Annotated in this window: 14 protein-coding genes; 8 read left to right on the forward strand and 6 right to left on the reverse strand. The window is 34.6% G+C overall.

The genetic code is table 11. The features are described from left to right. The first annotated feature begins 272 nt into the window (after window positions 1-272). From mnmE to mfd, 4 genes are all read left to right on the forward strand, one after another. The gene (mnmE, locus tag Q0X14_RS10810; RefSeq protein ID WP_297838207.1) at window positions 273-1625 is read left to right on the forward strand and encodes a tRNA uridine-5-carboxymethylaminomethyl(34) synthesis GTPase MnmE; all 1353 of its coding nucleotides are present in this window, start codon (window positions 273-275) and stop codon (window positions 1623-1625) included. Window positions 1626-1693: 68 nt separating this feature from the next. Next, the gene (mnmG, locus tag Q0X14_RS10815; RefSeq protein WP_297838210.1) at window positions 1694-3571 is read left to right on the forward strand and encodes a tRNA uridine-5-carboxymethylaminomethyl(34) synthesis enzyme MnmG; all 1878 of its coding nucleotides are present in this window, start codon (window positions 1694-1696) and stop codon (window positions 3569-3571) included. A gap of 16 nt (window positions 3572-3587) precedes the next feature. Next, window positions 3588-4274 carry a 16S rRNA (guanine(527)-N(7))-methyltransferase RsmG gene (rsmG, locus tag Q0X14_RS10820; RefSeq protein ID WP_297838213.1) on the forward strand — a complete coding sequence of 229 codons (687 nt, stop codon included), beginning with the start codon at window positions 3588-3590 and terminating at the stop codon, window positions 4272-4274. Window positions 4275-4378: 104 nt separating this feature from the next. Further along, entirely contained in the window at window positions 4379-7765 is a 3387-nt protein-coding gene (gene mfd / locus Q0X14_RS10825) for a transcription-repair coupling factor (protein ID WP_297838216.1), read from the forward strand. A gap of 52 nt (window positions 7766-7817) precedes the next feature. On the opposite strand, the gene Q0X14_RS10830 is transcribed toward mfd, so the two are convergent. The 3 genes from Q0X14_RS10830 to Q0X14_RS10840 all read right to left on the reverse strand — a co-directional run bounded on the left by Q0X14_RS10830 (window position 7818) and on the right by Q0X14_RS10840 (window position 10548). Beyond that, a complete protein-coding gene (locus tag Q0X14_RS10830; RefSeq protein ID WP_297838218.1) occupies window positions 7818-9158 on the reverse strand; it encodes a S1C family serine protease in 1341 nt (446 codons plus the stop codon). 109 nt (window positions 9159-9267) lie between these two features. Further along, on the reverse strand, window positions 9268-10209 hold the full coding sequence (locus Q0X14_RS10835) for a hypothetical protein (protein ID WP_297838220.1): 942 nt from the start codon (window positions 10207-10209) through the stop codon (window positions 9268-9270). Between the two features lie 36 nt (window positions 10210-10245). Continuing rightward, complete coding sequence (locus Q0X14_RS10840) at window positions 10246-10548, reverse strand: Dabb family protein (protein ID WP_297838222.1); 303 nt, start codon at window positions 10546-10548, stop codon at window positions 10246-10248. Window positions 10549-10611: 63 nt separating this feature from the next. On the opposite strand from Q0X14_RS10840, the gene crcB reads away from it, so the two are divergent. Together crcB and Q0X14_RS10850 are read left to right on the forward strand one after the other, a co-directional pair. Further along, window positions 10612-10989, forward strand: coding sequence for a fluoride efflux transporter CrcB (gene crcB / locus Q0X14_RS10845; protein WP_297838225.1), 378 nt, complete (start codon window positions 10612-10614; stop codon window positions 10987-10989). 7 nt (window positions 10990-10996) lie between these two features. After that, window positions 10997-11338, forward strand: coding sequence for a DUF190 domain-containing protein (locus Q0X14_RS10850; protein ID WP_297838228.1), 342 nt, complete (start codon window positions 10997-10999; stop codon window positions 11336-11338). A gap of 74 nt (window positions 11339-11412) precedes the next feature. On the opposite strand, the gene Q0X14_RS10855 is transcribed toward Q0X14_RS10850, so the two are convergent. Continuing rightward, complete coding sequence (locus tag Q0X14_RS10855) at window positions 11413-11826, reverse strand: hypothetical protein (RefSeq protein ID WP_297838229.1); 414 nt, start codon at window positions 11824-11826, stop codon at window positions 11413-11415. A gap of 305 nt (window positions 11827-12131) precedes the next feature. Between Q0X14_RS10855 and Q0X14_RS10860 the strand changes: the two genes are divergently transcribed. Further along, window positions 12132-14537 (forward strand): multiheme c-type cytochrome, encoded by a 2406-nt coding sequence (locus Q0X14_RS10860; RefSeq protein ID WP_297838231.1) that lies wholly within the window; start codon window positions 12132-12134, stop codon window positions 14535-14537. 68 nt (window positions 14538-14605) lie between these two features. On the opposite strand, the gene Q0X14_RS10865 is transcribed toward Q0X14_RS10860, so the two are convergent. Both Q0X14_RS10865 and Q0X14_RS10870 read right to left on the reverse strand, forming a co-directional pair. Next, a complete protein-coding gene (locus tag Q0X14_RS10865) occupies window positions 14606-15250 on the reverse strand; it encodes an HAD-IA family hydrolase (RefSeq protein WP_297838235.1) in 645 nt (214 codons plus the stop codon). Beyond that, on the reverse strand, window positions 15237-15476 hold the full coding sequence (locus Q0X14_RS10870) for a hypothetical protein (protein WP_297838238.1): 240 nt from the start codon (window positions 15474-15476) through the stop codon (window positions 15237-15239). The genes Q0X14_RS10865 and Q0X14_RS10870 overlap by 14 nt, the downstream gene beginning before the upstream one ends. Before the next feature lie 140 nt (window positions 15477-15616). Between Q0X14_RS10870 and Q0X14_RS10875 the strand changes: the two genes are divergently transcribed. Beyond that, window positions 15617-16036: a hypothetical protein gene (locus Q0X14_RS10875; RefSeq protein ID WP_297838240.1), complete on the forward strand. Its 420-nt coding sequence runs from the start codon at window positions 15617-15619 to the stop codon at window positions 16034-16036. The last annotated feature ends 52 nt before the right edge of the window (window positions 16037-16088 follow it).

A 16088-nucleotide genomic window follows, 5' to 3' on the forward strand; every position in this document is an offset into this window, starting at 1 on the left:
TATTATTACTCAGAAGATGTGCCAATTCATTAACATTCCCATAACTCATTATAAATAAATAAGTTAAAGGAATTTGAGCTTGATTTTAGATGGGTTGACAATTTGACAAACAACTTGAAAAAATCTGCCTAATATGACTAAAATAGTGCAATGTGCGTGACAAATCGACAAGAATATGACAAATTGTGAGAGGGAATTGGTGCAAATTAATCATTCTTTTTCCAAGTAAAGTAATTGCTTATTTTTGTAATCTAAATTTTGAGCATATTAAGTTGAAAGAAGATACAATAATTGCGCTCGCAACTCCACCTGGTGTTGGAGCTATTTCCGTTATTAGAGTAAGTGGACCGGATAGTTTTTACCTCGCCGATAAGCTATTCAGGGGTAAAAGCAAAATCATTAATTCTGCCAGCCACACAATTCATTATGGAAATATTGTTGATTCAAACGAAAGTCATATTGATGATGTTTTAATTTCGGTTTTTAGAGCGCCAAATTCATATACCGGAGAAGATAGCGTCGAAATCAGCACTCATGGCAATCCATTGATAGCTCAAAAAATAATAGGGGAGTTTTTAAAATTAGGAAAAATCAGATTGGCAGAGCCAGGGGAGTTTACTAAGAGAGCATTTTTAAATAATAAAATTGATCTATCTCAGGCCGAAGCAGTTGCAGATGTTATTCACGCAAGAAGTGAAGCATCTCTTCGGGGAGCGAGAAACCAGCTTGATGGACTACTATCCAAAAAAGTGGGGAAGCTTAGAGAATCCTTAGTTAATGCTACATCTTTTGTTGAATTAGAACTCGATTTTGCTGAAGAAGATATTGAGTTTGTAAATACCGACGAGTTACTGAAAAGAATTGATGAAATAATAATTGAAATTGATTCGTTACTTGAAACCTATAACATCGGGAAAATAATCCGTGATGGAGTTAATGTAGCTTTGGTCGGGAAGCCAAATGTAGGGAAGTCATCAATTTTGAATTATCTGATTAATGAATCAAGAGCAATCGTTAGTGATATTCCTGGAACGACCAGGGATGTAATTCGCGAAGAAATATCAATCGACGGGATTCTTTTCAGACTATTTGATACCGCTGGTCTTCGGGAATCAGAAAACCCGATTGAAGAAGAAGGAATTAGACGGAGTCGGGAAGCGCTCAGAAATGCGGATATTATTTTGTTTGTTGAGGATACTCAGCAGGGCAGTGCCAGAGATTTGTTAGATAGCATCTTGAATTTAACATCCGGGGATAAAATCGTTCGGGTTCTAAATAAGATTGATTTAGGGGAAAAAAGCCATTACGATGCCGATGTTAAAATTTCGGCAAAGACTGGACAAGGAATGAATGATTTATCAAAAATTCTTGTTAAAAAGGCGATAGGAACAGAATATTATACCGAAAAATCAGCTATTGTTACTAACATTAGACACTATACTTGTCTAAAAAAAGCCAGAGAATCACTCCTAAACGCAAGGGACTCTGTTATCAACAAGATTAGTGGAGAGTTCATATCGGTAGATCTTAGAAATGCTTCTATAAGCTTGGGAGAAATTATTGGAGAAGTGACAACGGATGATATCCTAAACAATATTTTTATGAAATTTTGCATTGGAAAGTAAAAAGCGTTTCACGTGAAAAACTTTTGATTTCAAAAAAACAGTTTCACGTGGAAACAAAAGTTGAGAATATGATTAAAAAATATGATATAATAGTCGTTGGAGGCGGTCACGCCGGAATTGAAGCTGCTTCAGCTGGTGCTAGAATGGGTTGTTTGGTAGGACTTTTTACGATGGATAAAAATGCTCTTGGAAGAATGTCTTGTAACCCGGCTATAGGAGGAACCGCAAAAGGACATTTGGTTCGTGAAATTGATGCTCTAGGAGGAGAAATGGGGAAAATAGCCGATCGTTCAGGTATTCAATTCAGAATGCTAAATAAATCAAAAGGTCCTGCTGTATGGTCCCCAAGAAGCCAAAATGATAGAAAGCTTTACTCTCTTGAAGCATCGAAAATCGTTAATAATATTCCGAACCTTGAATTAGTTGAAGAATCTGTTGTTGAGGTTGTTGTAGAGGGAGGAAAAATTGCAGGTGTCAAAACAGCTTCAGGTAAAGAATTCGGTTGCAGTGCTCTAATTTTATCTTCGGGAACATTCCTCAATGGGTTAATGCACACGGGGCTTAAATCTGTAAGGGGAGGAAGGTTTGGTGAGCAGCCGGCAGTTGGAATTACAGAATCGCTCGTTAAAATTGGATTTGAAGCAGGAAGACTGAAAACAGGAACCCCACCAAGGTTAAAAAGAGATTCTATCAACTGGGAAATTCTTGAAGAGCAACCAGGAGATCAAGATCCAAAACCATTCTCACATTTTACAGATACCGAAAACTTCCCGTTTCTACCTCAGTTGAGCTGCTTTATTACTTATACAGATCAATCGGTTCACAAGACTCTTGAAAAAGGTTTTGATCAGTCGCCTATGTTTACTGGACTTATAAAGGGTGTGGGACCGCGATACTGTCCATCAATAGAGGATAAAATAGTTAGATTTGCCGATAAAGAAAGACACCAATTGTTCTTAGAACCTGAAGGACTGGATTCGGATTTAATTTATTTGAATGGTTTTTCAACCTCACTTCCCGAAGAAATTCAACTTGAGGCATTACATAAAATTCGTGGGCTGGAAAATGTTGAGATGGTTAGACCGGGTTATGCTGTTGAATATGATTTTTTCCCTCCGCACCAAGTTGATTTAACTTTAGAAACGAAACTTGTTGAAGGACTTTATTTTGCAGGACAAATTAATGGAACTTCGGGATATGAAGAAGCAGCCGCTCAGGGAATTGTTGCGGGAATAAATGCAGCATTAAAAATTCAAAAAAGACCAGAGTTTGTTTTGAAGAGAAGCGAAGCTTATATCGGTGTGTTGATAGATGACCTTGTTAGTAAATCTACAGATGAACCCTACAGAATGTTTACTTCCAGAGCAGAGCACAGACTTTTACTCAGACCAGATAATGCGGATAGGAGATTATTTAAATATGGATATGAGTTTGGCTTGATTCCAAAAGAAGCTTATGAGGAGTATAAGCAAAGGGAAATTTTAATTCAGTCAGGAATAGAATTTTGTTCGAGCACTAAAATTAGTTTTAAGGCAATAAACGAATTTCTATCTGAAAAGGGCTCATCATTGGTAGATTCCTCAGAAACCATTTCGAAGATTTGTAAAAGACCGGAAATAAAATTGAAAGATATATTGAATTCAAATGGATTTGATTCTGATATTGTTAAAAATCTTCTTAAAGATGAGCAAGCTTTAGAGCAAGTAGAAATTGAACTTAAATATGAAGGTTATATAAAAAGACAATTTGAAACCATCGAAAAACTTGAAAGATATGAAGATGTTAAAATTCCTTTAACATTAAACTATTTTGATTTGAAACAACTTTCAGCTGAAGGAAGGGAAAAACTCTCGAGATTCAGACCGCGCTCAATAGGACAAGCATCGAGAATCTCCGGTGTTACTCCTTCAGATATTTCTGTTTTATTGATATATTTGAAAAGTTAATTTTGGAAATTATTGTATGCCCCCCAATAAACAAGAAGAATACTTTAAAGAGCTTCAAACATTTTTCTGGGAGAACGGTTTAACTTCTGAAGTTACCAAAGCTGACCGACTTGCCTATTTTGCCACATTGGTTTCGGAAAAAAACAAATCAGTTAATCTTATTTCAAGGGCTGATGTAGATGGGATAATCGAGAAGCATGTTTTCCTCTCAGCTTTTGTAACAAAATTTTTCCCCGATAAAATAATGAGATTTGTGGATATTGGTACTGGCGGTGGATTTCCCGGAATTCCAATTGCAATTATGCGTCCTGATTTAAGGGGTGTGCTCGTTGATTCTATTGCTAAAAAAGTTAACGCGGTTAATGAGTTTATAGACAAACTTAAATTGAGCAATGTTATAGCTGAAAATTATCGCGTTGAAAGCCCCGAATTTATCGAGAAGTATAAACAAAGTTTTGATATGGTAATAAGCCGGGGAACTGTTCCGCTTATTATTCTGATAAGATATGCTCTTCCTATTACAAAAGAAAAATCGTACTTGATTTCTATTAAAGGGGGGGATCTTGATGAGGAATTTACAAAAGCTGAAATGAAATATAAATCCAACATCAAGAAATCAACTATCTACGAGCTTGCATATAAGCCCTCGAATATAAGAAACAAAAAAGGCAAGAAACTTATTGTAATTGAATTGCAGAAATAACTTTGAGGTTGGGCTTTATCTCTCCAAATCCTGTTTACAGCTCAGAAAATTTCTTAATTTCTGATCTCAGATAATATGATATTTATAAAAATGCATTTTTGGTTATGAACGAACTTAGAGATACGATTTCAATCAAGGTATTTGAAAAGATTTTAAATGCTCTGAAATCAGATTTACAGGAAGTGAACATTAGCCCTTTACACGGCTCGTCCAGGTCGCTTTTAATTTCTGAAATAAAAGATTTCACGCAACAGATTCTTGTTCTTGTTCCGGAAATAAAATTAGTTGATGAAATTTTTGTCGAGCTTTCTCTTCTAAATCCAAAGCAAAAAATAATTTTAATCAAAGAATTTGATTTAGAATCTGTTCAGGAGAAGCTTACAGATATTCTAAATTCAGATGATTTAATACTTGTCTCTACATATCAACTACTCAATTTCGGAATTCCAACGAAAGAAAAAATTAATAAGTCTTCAACAAAAATCAGTATCGGGGGTGAAATTAATTATGATGAATTGATCGAGTACCTGAAACTAATGAATTACACCCGGGATAAATTTGTTGAAGCACCGGGATATTTTTCTGTTCGCGGTTCAATTATTGACTTCTGGTCTTATTCAGAAAAAAATCCGACGAGATTGGAATTTGATGGTGACTTTATAGAGTCAATCAGATATTTCGATCCCGAATCGCAGCGATCAACAGCCAAAATAGAAGAAACAACCTTATCAGCTTCGATTAATGATATAAAAGATGAAGAGTTTACAAATATTTTTTCTTATTTAAATAATCCTCTTGTTTTTGCTACCGAGCAGGATTTGTCAAACCTTAATAAAGCAGTTGAAAAATTTTTAACAGTGGAAGACTATTCAGATGATATTGATTTTGATGATGAACTTTCTGAAATAAAATCGTCAGAAGAAAAGAATAATCTCAATGTTGATAACACATATCATCAAGTTAACTTTGAATTAAAAAATTCTTCTGCAAAATGGATAATTGAAAAAAATTTTTCATTACCGGAAAGAATAGAAATTGGAATAATACCCGCACCATCAGTTCATTCTAACTTTGAACTACTCTTTAATACAATTAAGGAATATTCGAATAAAAAATTTAATGTGATAGTAACCTCCGAAAATGAACTGCAAACTGAAAGATTAAAGGATTTGTTTACTGAATACAATGAGGAATTATCTTTACTAATTGAGAAAAAAGAAGTTGAAATCATCACGCTTCCGATAAAAGAGGGATTTGTTTCTGCAGAAGATAAGCTGTTAGTTCTAACAGATTATCAGATTTTTAATAAACCATACCGAACAAAAATTCCAACTTCAAAAAGAATAAAGAAATCTAAGGCAGCAACTCTTGGCTCTATAAAGAAAGGTGATTTTGTTGTTCACGAAGATTATGGAATTGGAAAGTACGCCGGACTTGAAACAATCAAGATAGGTGATGCACAACAGGAATCAATGAAAATTCTTTTTGCTGAGGGGGGAGTTGTTTATGTTAATCTGAATTATCTCTCGTTAGTTAAAAAATATTCTGCAGGCGATTCAGAAGGGAAGCTTCAACCAACGCTTTCAAAACTTGGTACAGCAGAATGGATAAATAAAAAGACTCGAGCCAAGAAAAAAATTAAAGAAGCAGCAAGGGAATTAATTGAACTTTATGCCAGAAGAAAAGCATCAAAAGGTTTTTCTTTCAGTGATGATACAATATGGCAGAAAGAGCTTGAAGCTTCATTCTTTTATGAAGATACACCCGACCAGGCGAGAGCAACAGAAGAGGTTAAACAGGATATGCAAAGTGAAAATCCAATGGACAGACTTGTTTGTGGAGATGTTGGTTTTGGAAAAACAGAAGTTGCTGTTCGGGCTGCTTTCAAAGCAGTGCAGGACGGAAAACAAGTTGCTATATTAGTTCCAACAACAATTTTAGCCGAACAACATTTTAATACTTTTTCTGACCGCTTATCTCAGTTTCCGGTTAGAATTGCAGTGCTATCAAGATTTCAATCCAAAGCAAAGCAAAAAGAAATTGTACAACGGCTTGAAGAAGGAAAGATTGATATTATAATTGGAACACATCGCCTTCTTTCAAAAGATGTGAAGTTCAAAGATCTTGGTTTACTTATAATTGATGAAGAACATCGTTTCGGTGTTACTGCTAAAGAAAAGCTAAGACAAATAAGAGTTAATATTGATACTCTTACTTTAACGGCTACCCCTATTCCAAGAACACTTAATCTTTCCTTGCTTGGTGCAAGAGACTTGTCAATTATTGCGACACCACCTCCAAATCGTCAACCAATTTATACAAGCGTATCTGTATTTAATATTAAAAAAATAAGAGAATGGATTCTAAATGAAGTTAGTCGAAACGGTCAGGTTTATTTTGTACATGATAGAGTTCAATCGATAGAAAAGCTTGCTGAGTATCTTCATCGATACATTCCCGAAATTAAAATTGGAATTGCTCACGGTCAGCTTACTCCAACAAAGCTTGAAGAAGTTATTCATGACTTTCTCAACAGAAAATACGATGTTCTTCTTTCAACAAAAATCATAGAATCAGGAATTGATATTCCGAATGTTAATACAATAATTGTAAATCGGGCTGATAGATTTGGTCTTGCAGAACTTCATCAGTTGAGAGGAAGAGTTGGCAGAAGTGACAGACAAGCTTATGCATATTTTATTGTTCCTTCATTAACGGGAATAACTAAGAAGGCATTACGAAGACTTCAGGCAATAGAAGAATTTACAGAAATAGGTTCGGGATTTAATCTTTCAATGCGGGATCTTGAAATACGCGGCGCAGGAAACTTGCTTGGCAAAGAACAAACCGGCTTTATTGATGAAATAGGATTTGATTTATATATCAAGCTGATAAATGAAGCAGTTGAAGAATTGAAATACGAAGAATTCAAAGAAGTGTTCAAATCACTTCCGAAACCAAAGGAAAGAACAGAGCCAACAATTGATACTTACTTTGAGATTGGAATTCCGGAAGAATATATGCCAGATCAAAGCGAAAGACTAAACTTTTATACGGCATTATATTCAGTTCAATCGCAGCAGGAAATAGATGATTTGAAAGAAGAGCTGACAGATCGTTTTGGTGATTATCCTGAAATTGTAAACCTACTTTTACAGACAGCTACTTTAAGACTTTATGCATCTTATGCTTTGTTCGAGAGAATTGTTATACAAAGAAAAAACATTAGTATAATTCTTCCAAAAGGTGATAAGGAAGATTATTATAAAGTTAGATTTATTGAGCTTATGAGATTTATTCTTGATGAGTATAAAAATGAATATAAATTCGTGCAGCAAAAGGATGTTATGAAACTTGTGAAAGAGAACAAATCAGTAAAACCAGAAGATGTGTTGAATGAATTGATTGATTTTAGTAAAAGAGTGATTAAACTTTTCGGGAATGAGATTGAAGGAGTCTATAAAAGCCTGAAAAATTATGTAATAAATTGAATAGAAATGCGAAGAAAGGGAAAGTATTTATTATACCTTGTATTTTTAATTTTTAATTATGCTTTTTCAAGTTTAGTTTTTGTATAATATCTTTAATCGGTATAGCAAATCCTAGTCCCTCAATACCATAAGATGAAAATTTGAATGATACAACTCCAACAACCTTCCCATTTCTAAGAATTATCGGTCCTCCACTATTCCCTGGATTAATTGGTGCATCTGTTTGGATAAGATTTACATTATTTATTACTCTAAAACCGCTTATAACTCCATTTGAAACTGATTGAGAGAGATTAATTGCTAGAGGGGTTCCAATCGCAAACACATCTTGTCCAATACTTATCATATCTGTATCATTCAGTGGTAAATAAGGGTACTTAGAGCCAGTTAATTTGAGCAAAGCTAAATCCATATCTGGATAAATGGATACCACATTAAGTCTTATAGTTTTTCCGTCGGAAAAAATAGCCTCCAGTGAACTTCTATTTTCAACCACATGATGACACGTAATCGAATACCCCTCAGAATTAATAATAAACCCAGAACCGTGTCCATCTTCTGTTTTAATTGCAAATACTGCATCCAAATATTTGTCAAAATTGATTTGGGAAGTATCGTAATCGGGGTTAAAGGAGTTATAAAATATATCGGAATTATAAATATTTTGATTAGATGAAACTTTTTGTTTTCTTACTAATTCAACGAAAGAAGTTTCTGCTAATAAATTCCTTATGCAATTTCTAAATGCAATTAGAGTAGCCTCAGACGTCACTCCGCTAAATTTGCCATAGCCGTGTGTTTTAAATAAGAATGCAGATTTGTTTAGATCACGGTCAAATAACTCCCACTCAACCTCTAAAAATACTTCAGTAAAATTACCAGCGTTTGGGCCAAAGCTTTGCATGATAATGTTTGTAATATTAGCACCCAATAAAAATCTGATATTATACTTTTGTGTTTCTCCGAATAAATTAGAATAATCTGGTACACTATAACCAGCTTTTTGAAGTTCAGAATATATTATTTCTTTATATTTTGCCTCCTGCCAAGAATCAATCATACCTTGGGCATAATAATCTCGTATCCTCATTTTCGCAAATCCATCAAAGTGGCCACCTATTACTTGTCCAGGTAGAAGTTGGCTATTAATTTTTGCAACTAATATCTTAGGCAAGTTCTCTTCATCAATTTGAATTGGAATTCTTTGTGGCGGCGGAACTAGTGTTTTTAACCCAACGCCACAACTTGCGCTAAGTATAATAATTAGAATATAGTAAATACTAATATGCTTTTTGACTAGTTTAACCGAGCGAGCCAGTAGGTTAAATCCCCAAGAAATAAATAATTTATATCTATAGTTAGTTGGAGTAATTTGTATTAGATGTCCTTCCACAGCCTTGAATCCAAAAAATCTTTAAAATGCTTTCCATCTTTAATTATAACCTAAAAAAAATCATTTAAATATTCAATGAACCAATCTCCTGTTTTATTCTATCTTTCGATTACAAAATCCCGATTGTAAAAACGATCGCTTTATCGTTGTAGTCGTTAAATGTAATTATGTATTCAAAATTCAGAACAACCTGAAAGTCATAAGTGTGAAATAATCTTAATCCCGTTGCAAAGCCCAGTTCAAAGCCGTCAGAGCTTTTCTTTTCATTGCTGAAAAAAATCTCAGCCTTATGCGTAACCCAATGAAAACCGAATGAACCGCCGATATATGGACAAAAATCTGTTTTAGAAAACAAATAATTTCCATAAATGTTTGCAGCAAAACCTCTTCTTAATCCGAACATTAAACCAATCGCATAATCCTGTAATTCATAATCAAAGTGAGTGTTGAAGACAAAAGTCTTCTTGAAATCACTATCGTATCCCGTTTGCGGAAACAGATAACCAAAAGTAATTCCGAAGTTATACTTTGATGAACGACGAAGCGATTCAAGCGTTTCTGTTTCGGTAATTCTTCCAACCTCAGCACTTTCTGAAAAAGATTTCGCCGAAGAAATACTTTTTGCTATTCTTTTCATAACATTTTCAAGATCTTCAATGCTTGTTGCAGTTGTTTGTTCAATGAGCAGGTTGTTTCTTAACTTAACATCGATCAGATAATATTGAACGATTATTTTTTCTCCGAGTGGATTTAGTTTGATGAATATTACTCTGTCAGCATTAAGTTTTTCTGCAATTGAAACAGAGCATTCGGTGTTGTTGCAAGGTTCACTTCCGATTACAGCCTGGGTCTTTTGCTCAGATATTAAATTCTTAAATCCAAGTTTTTCCAATTCCATTCTTAGAATTGATTCGGAAGTTTTAACTGAGATTTCATCCAGGCCAGTGGAATAAAATGGAATTAAAACATAAGAAAGGGAATCAATTCTTACCTGAGATAAAATGTTTGTTGATGAAATAAGCAAACAAACGACGAATATTATTTTTTTCATAAATGTCCCCTTAAAAATCTTTAAAATACAAAATGACTATATCTCATAATCAACAACTCTTCTTTCATATCTTACTTCAGAAAGCCACCTTTTTATTTCTTCATGATCCGGATGTTTTTGATATTCGTTCAATGATTGTTTGCTCTCAAACTCAGAGTAAAGCACAACATCACACGAATCTTTTTCATTACTAAAATCAAAACCAACTTCAATATTAATCAAACCACTAACTTTTCCTTTCATTGCAAGAAGTTTATTTTTCAATTCAAGAGCATTCTCTGATTTTGATTTTCCGTATGCCGAATCATTCAATCGCCACATTACAATATGTTTAATCATTTTAATTCCAGAAAGTTTTACAATATTTTTATTTTAGCTTTTAGAAAACTAAAGATTAAACTAATGATACTCAATTATTTTTATGTTATGGCCGGAGCTGCGATTGGCGGATTGCTTCGTTATGTTGTTGCAGATGTTGTTCAAAGAAATTCGAAAATAATTTTTCCGTTTGGAACTTTAACGGTAAACATACTCGGAAGTTTTCTGCTTGGATTTATTATCTTCTTTCTTGGTGAAAGGGAAATCATCTCTCCGGAAATAAGATTGTTTTTAACGGTTGGAGTTTGTGGTGGGTTTACAACCTTCTCGACTTTCTCATACGAAACATTAGCACTACTCCAAGCGGCAGAATTTCTTCAGGCAACTTATAACATTCTGCTGAATGTTATTCTTTCTATTGCAGCAATTTATCTGGCTTACCTTTTATCTAAAATTTTATAGGTGAATTATGTTTCAGACAGGCGAAGCAAAACTTTTAAGAATATTTATCGGGGAAAGCGATAAGATCAAAGGAATGCCCGCATATGAAAAGATTGTAATGCTCGCAAGAGAAAAAGGTCTCGCCGGTGCAACAGTTACAAAGGGCGTAATGGGGTTTGGGAAAAAAAGCATCATTCACACTGCAAAGATTTTAAGATTATCAGAAGACCTTCCTATGATTATTGAAATTGTTGATAAACTTGATAAGGTTGAAGATTTTATCGCTGACTTACATAAAATCCTTGACGAATCAAATTGCAGTGCAATGCTTACAATGGAAAAAGTTGAAGTAAGAAAATACGGGCAGTAAAATTTTTAATCGAAAAAGAATTTCGTCCGTAATAACGAAAGATTATTTTGTTAAATTAAATCTACTACAATAAATCACAGATTCAACGCTTTAATCGCAGCATCAAACTGCTCTGGTCTTATATAAAGTAAATAACCGAAAGTTCCTTTTCCGTCAGTAACTCCTGTGCAGGCGTAAACATTTACATCTGCTTCGTAAAGTTTTTGATGAACCTCGGCAAAAGCACCAAGCTGATCATCCCCCTGAACAAGTATCGCTGAATAAGGACCATCTATCTGAATGCCCGCATCCTTTGCCTGCACAACAAACTTAGATGGGTCTTCGGGAAAAATTGAAAGCTGTGTTCGCATTGGTCCAACAGGCACAGCTGTAAATGCTAAAAGATTAATCCCTGCTTTTGCAAGAGTTGAGAGAAACTTATAAGCTTCACCGGGTTGATCAACTACAGATGTATAGAAATATTCAACCTTCTGAATTCTGAATGACATAACAAATCCTCCTCTGATTTTCACTCAAAACTAAGGATTAAAATGTTTTGTGTAAATACGGAAATTTTAATTGCCATTTATCAAGTTTGAACAATTGTTATCTCTAAACAATACTTAACTTATCTCAACAATGAAAAGAGAATATATATCTCTTTGTCATAACTAAGAATTTCACGAGCTAACTTACTTTAAAAACTGAAAAATTTTATTAAAAAAAAGGTTTTTTAAACATAGGAATTTAAAATTCGTTGGAATTCAATTTGAGTAAGAGTTGAGTAATTCAACACATATTATAGGGGTATCCTATGAAAAAAGTACTACTAGCTCTTATTTGTTTACTCTTTTTAAGCGGAACAATACTTCCTCAACCAAGAGGAAAGATAACCGTTGAACCAGTCACTCCTCATCGACTTGAAACACTCGGATTAGCCGGTGTTACCGATGCAGTTTCAAATGGACTGAATGTTATCGCCAAAGAAACCTATGTATATTTATCAGCAAAGAATGTAGGTAATACTGAACCGATAACATCAGCAACATTTACTCTTCCCACAAAACCTTCAGGTTCAAATGCGGCTTTAGAAGCGGTTCCCGGTCAGCCTTTATGGACAATGCTCAAACCGGATGTAAACGGTCAGTATGTAGTATCGGTAAACATAGTTACTGCCAGTGGAACTCATGATACAACAATCAATATTTACGCTTCAAACTACAGAGGGGTGGGAGATTTTGATGGTGTTTCCGGTTCCGGTGGTTGTACTCAATGCCACAGCGGATCTTCCTGGTTTACTGCAATTTATGATAACTGGAAAGATTCTCCGCATGCCCAAATGTTCAAAACTATGATTACAACAGGTCCCGTATATTACTCAACTTCATGTATGAAATGTCATACAATGGGTTATGACCATAACAACGCTGCGAGCAACAATGGCTTTGATGATGTTGCTCTGTCACTTGGTTGGGTGTGGTACGGACCTCCCGAAGCAACAAAGTGGGATTCAATAAAAACACATTTTCCCGGATTGGTTAAGGTTGCAACAATTGGTTGCGAGAATTGTCACGGTGCTGCCGGTTCTCACCCGGGTACTTTAACCGGAAATAATATCACAGGAGATATTTCCCAAAGTGATATGCTTCTGGCAAATTCTGGTAATTGCGGCCAATGCCACGATGAACCATGGAGACATAACAGATACGCTCAGTGGGAGAATTCGGTTCATAGTGAAGCTCTTTGGTCTAATTCATTTGCTCAGGGTTCCTCTTCACAAAACAATAGTTTAAATAACTGTATTCGTTGTCATGATGGAAGAGGGTTTGTTAACTTCACGAAAGGACAAACAACCAATACAACAGGTTGGACATCAGCAAGACATACAATGATTGGTTGCGCAACCTGTCACGATCCTCACGGAAACGGCAATGAATATGCATTAAGACCTACACCTGTTGGCTCGGATACATTAGGAAATGGTTATAGCTATACCGGAATGGGTGGTAAAGGTAATATTTGTATGAATTGTCACAAAGCAAGAAGAGACAATGTTACATATACACAGACTAATGTTACATCTTCACACTGGGGACCTCATCATTCAGTTCAAACAGATGTATTCCTTGGACAGAATGCCGCTGAATTTACTTCTTCGTATCTGAGTGGTTCACACAAGTTTGCAGTTGGAGATGCTTGCGTTACATGTCATATGGTTGCTACGGTTGATACAGGTAATGTAAACAGAGATAAAGTTGGTCAACATTCATTCAAGCTTTATAATCCTGATACTGGCTATGAACATACCGCAGCTTGCACACCTTGCCATGGTACAATTAGTGGCTGGAATGATTTTATGGCATTAACAGATTATGATGGCGATGGTACTGTTGAAAGCATTCCAAACGAATTAGAAGGTTTGTTACAAGTAATAAGAATCTTATTACCACCAACAGGAATAGACTCAATTTCCTGGCAGATGATTCGAGATATGAATGATCTTACAGTTAGAAAAGCTTACTGGAACTACCAGCTCGTTAATAATGATGGTAGTAAAGGAATGCATAACTCCAAGTTTGCATTTGATGTTCTCTTAAAGACCAAAGTTGCATTAGGTCAGGTAATTCCTGTTGAACTGACTTCATTTACTTCAGAAGTTAGAGATGGAAAAGTTGTTCTGTTGTGGGAGACTGCATCTGAAACAAACAACCACGGATTTGAAGTTGAAAGAAAGGCAGGTAACGACTGGGTAAGAATCGGATTTGTTAAAGGAAATGGAACAACAACAGAAATCTCAAGATATTCATTCACAGATAATCCAAAACAAAACGGATTAAGTGGAAGTGTAGCATACAGACTTCGTCAGGTTGATTTTAATGGTAATGCAACATACACAAGAGAACTAAAAGTTAATCTTGGTGATGTTGTTGATAAATATACTCTTGCTCAGAACTATCCTAATCCGTTCAACCCATCAACAACAATTAAGTTTGCATTGCCTTATGACAGTAATGTTAAACTAACTGTTTACAACATCAATGGTGAAGTTGTTAAGGAATTAGCTAATGGATTATATACAATGGGTGAACATGAAGTTCAATTCAATATGAGCGATGTTAGAGGAAGTGCTTCGGGTATTTATCTCTATAATATCAAAGCAACTTCAGTTGATGGAAGCAAGACTTTCACACAAACAAAGAAGATGGTATTGATTAAGTAATCAAAACTATCTCTTATAAAAATTAAAGGCGAGTTTAACAGCTCGCCTTTTTTATTTTATTTAAGATGTTAAATTAAAATCTGGTTTATTTCTGATAACGAGTTGATGAGATAATCAGGATTATAAGACTTTAATATTTCAATTTCACGATATCCGAAAGTTGCCGCACAGGTTATCGAGCCAGCATTTTTTCCGCAAAGAATATCGAGCTCCGTATCACCAATCATAATAGTTTCGGTTGGCTTAATATCCAATTCTTTACAAATCATCAGCAAGGGTTCGGGTGATGGTTTATGTGGAATACCATCTCTTCTTCCCATAATCAAATCAAAATATTTATCCAGATTAAAATGTGTGATGATCTTTTCTGCCTGATCCTGAGCTTTAGTGGTTAGTAAAGAAATTTTAATATTATTTTCTTTCAGATATGATAGTGTCTCACAAACGCCATCATATAATTCAGAGTCATTCATGAAATCAAAATAATTTTTCTTATAAATCTTTATGAAGTGTTCAAAGTCAGGAACGATAATCTTAAAGTGTTTGAATATATCATTGAAATGCTGACCAATCATTTTATTAAATTCAGCTTCGGGTAAGTTGAATTGAATTCCCAATTGCTCAAGAGAGTTGGTAGTAGTTTTATAAATCGTTTTTGCAGATTTGACTAAAGTACCGTCAAGATCAAAAGAAGCATGCTTAATTTTTGTCATCAGAATTTTCTTTTCCTTTTTCTGATTTAGTTGGGTAATTGCATTGGAGATTTTCGCCACGGCAACACTCATCAATATTATAACCACAGACCGAGCATTGTCCATGTCCGTGAACCCAGATAATAGTTGTTGGTTGATTACACCAGTTACAGATGATTTTTTCTTTTCCTTCCATAATGAGAAATCTTTGCAAGTAATTTTTATTATTAAACAATATTTCTTTCATAAAAATAAAGATAAATCTTGTATTTAATTGATTTTGATAGCATTTTCGCTTCGTAAAAAAATAATCCGATTGGCACTCTATTTACAAGGGTTTATCAACTAATTTAATTAACCACTAATCAATCATAAGGAGTAAATTACATGAAAAGGATCTCTTTGTTTATTCTTTTTGTATTTGCAGTTATGTTTGCTGCAAGTGCAATATCTTACGCACAATCAGAACCTGTGCTTTATTTCTGCGAAAGATATGATAGCAGAAAAGGCGAGGTCGGAGTAAGTGATAGGTTTACAACCGGCTTTTTAACAGTGATGGTAAAATGCGACTATGCACTTAATCTTTCAGATTGTGCAATTCAATATGACAAGTACAACGAAAGAACAGGAAGATTTGATTATTACAAAAAGTTTTACTTCTCTGTTGACCCGGATATGAAATATATCTTCTTCTCAAAGAATGAGGAAAGCGATATGAGATTTGATGATCCCGGATTTTACAGAGTATTTTTGCTTGATGAAGATGATAAAACAGTTGCAAGCGCACTGATTGAAATTATCAGATAGTAAAAAATATTCTTAGTACCTTTTTCAAAGAGACGGATGACATGCCGTCTCT

Origin of the sequence: Ignavibacterium sp., from assembly GCF_025998815.1 — a bacterium.
Lineage (GTDB): Bacteria > Bacteroidota > Ignavibacteria > Ignavibacteriales > Ignavibacteriaceae > Ignavibacterium.

Excerpts from the sequence above, each read along its gene's own strand:
- mnmG (WP_297838210.1), top strand. The coding sequence starts at position 1,694 with ATGATTAAAAAATATGATATAATAGTCGTTGGAGGCGGTCACGCCGGA.
- rsmG (WP_297838213.1), top strand. The coding sequence starts at position 3,588 with ATGCCCCCCAATAAACAAGAAGAATACTTTAAAGAGCTTCAAACATTT.
- mfd (WP_297838216.1), top strand. The coding sequence starts at position 4,379 with ATGAACGAACTTAGAGATACGATTTCAATCAAGGTATTTGAAAAGATT.
- Q0X14_RS10835 (WP_297838220.1), bottom strand. The coding sequence starts at position 10,209 with ATGAAAAAAATAATATTCGTCGTTTGTTTGCTTATTTCATCAACAAAC.
- Q0X14_RS10840 (WP_297838222.1), bottom strand. The coding sequence starts at position 10,548 with ATGATTAAACATATTGTAATGTGGCGATTGAATGATTCGGCATACGGA.
- crcB (WP_297838225.1), top strand. The coding sequence starts at position 10,612 with ATGATACTCAATTATTTTTATGTTATGGCCGGAGCTGCGATTGGCGGA.
- Q0X14_RS10850 (WP_297838228.1), top strand. The coding sequence starts at position 10,997 with ATGTTTCAGACAGGCGAAGCAAAACTTTTAAGAATATTTATCGGGGAA.
- Q0X14_RS10855 (WP_297838229.1), bottom strand. The coding sequence starts at position 11,826 with ATGTCATTCAGAATTCAGAAGGTTGAATATTTCTATACATCTGTAGTT.
- Q0X14_RS10860 (WP_297838231.1), top strand. The coding sequence starts at position 12,132 with ATGAAAAAAGTACTACTAGCTCTTATTTGTTTACTCTTTTTAAGCGGA.
- Q0X14_RS10865 (WP_297838235.1), bottom strand. The coding sequence starts at position 15,250 with ATGACAAAAATTAAGCATGCTTCTTTTGATCTTGACGGTACTTTAGTC.
- Q0X14_RS10870 (WP_297838238.1), bottom strand. The coding sequence starts at position 15,476 with ATGAAAGAAATATTGTTTAATAATAAAAATTACTTGCAAAGATTTCTC.
- Q0X14_RS10875 (WP_297838240.1), top strand. The coding sequence starts at position 15,617 with ATGAAAAGGATCTCTTTGTTTATTCTTTTTGTATTTGCAGTTATGTTT.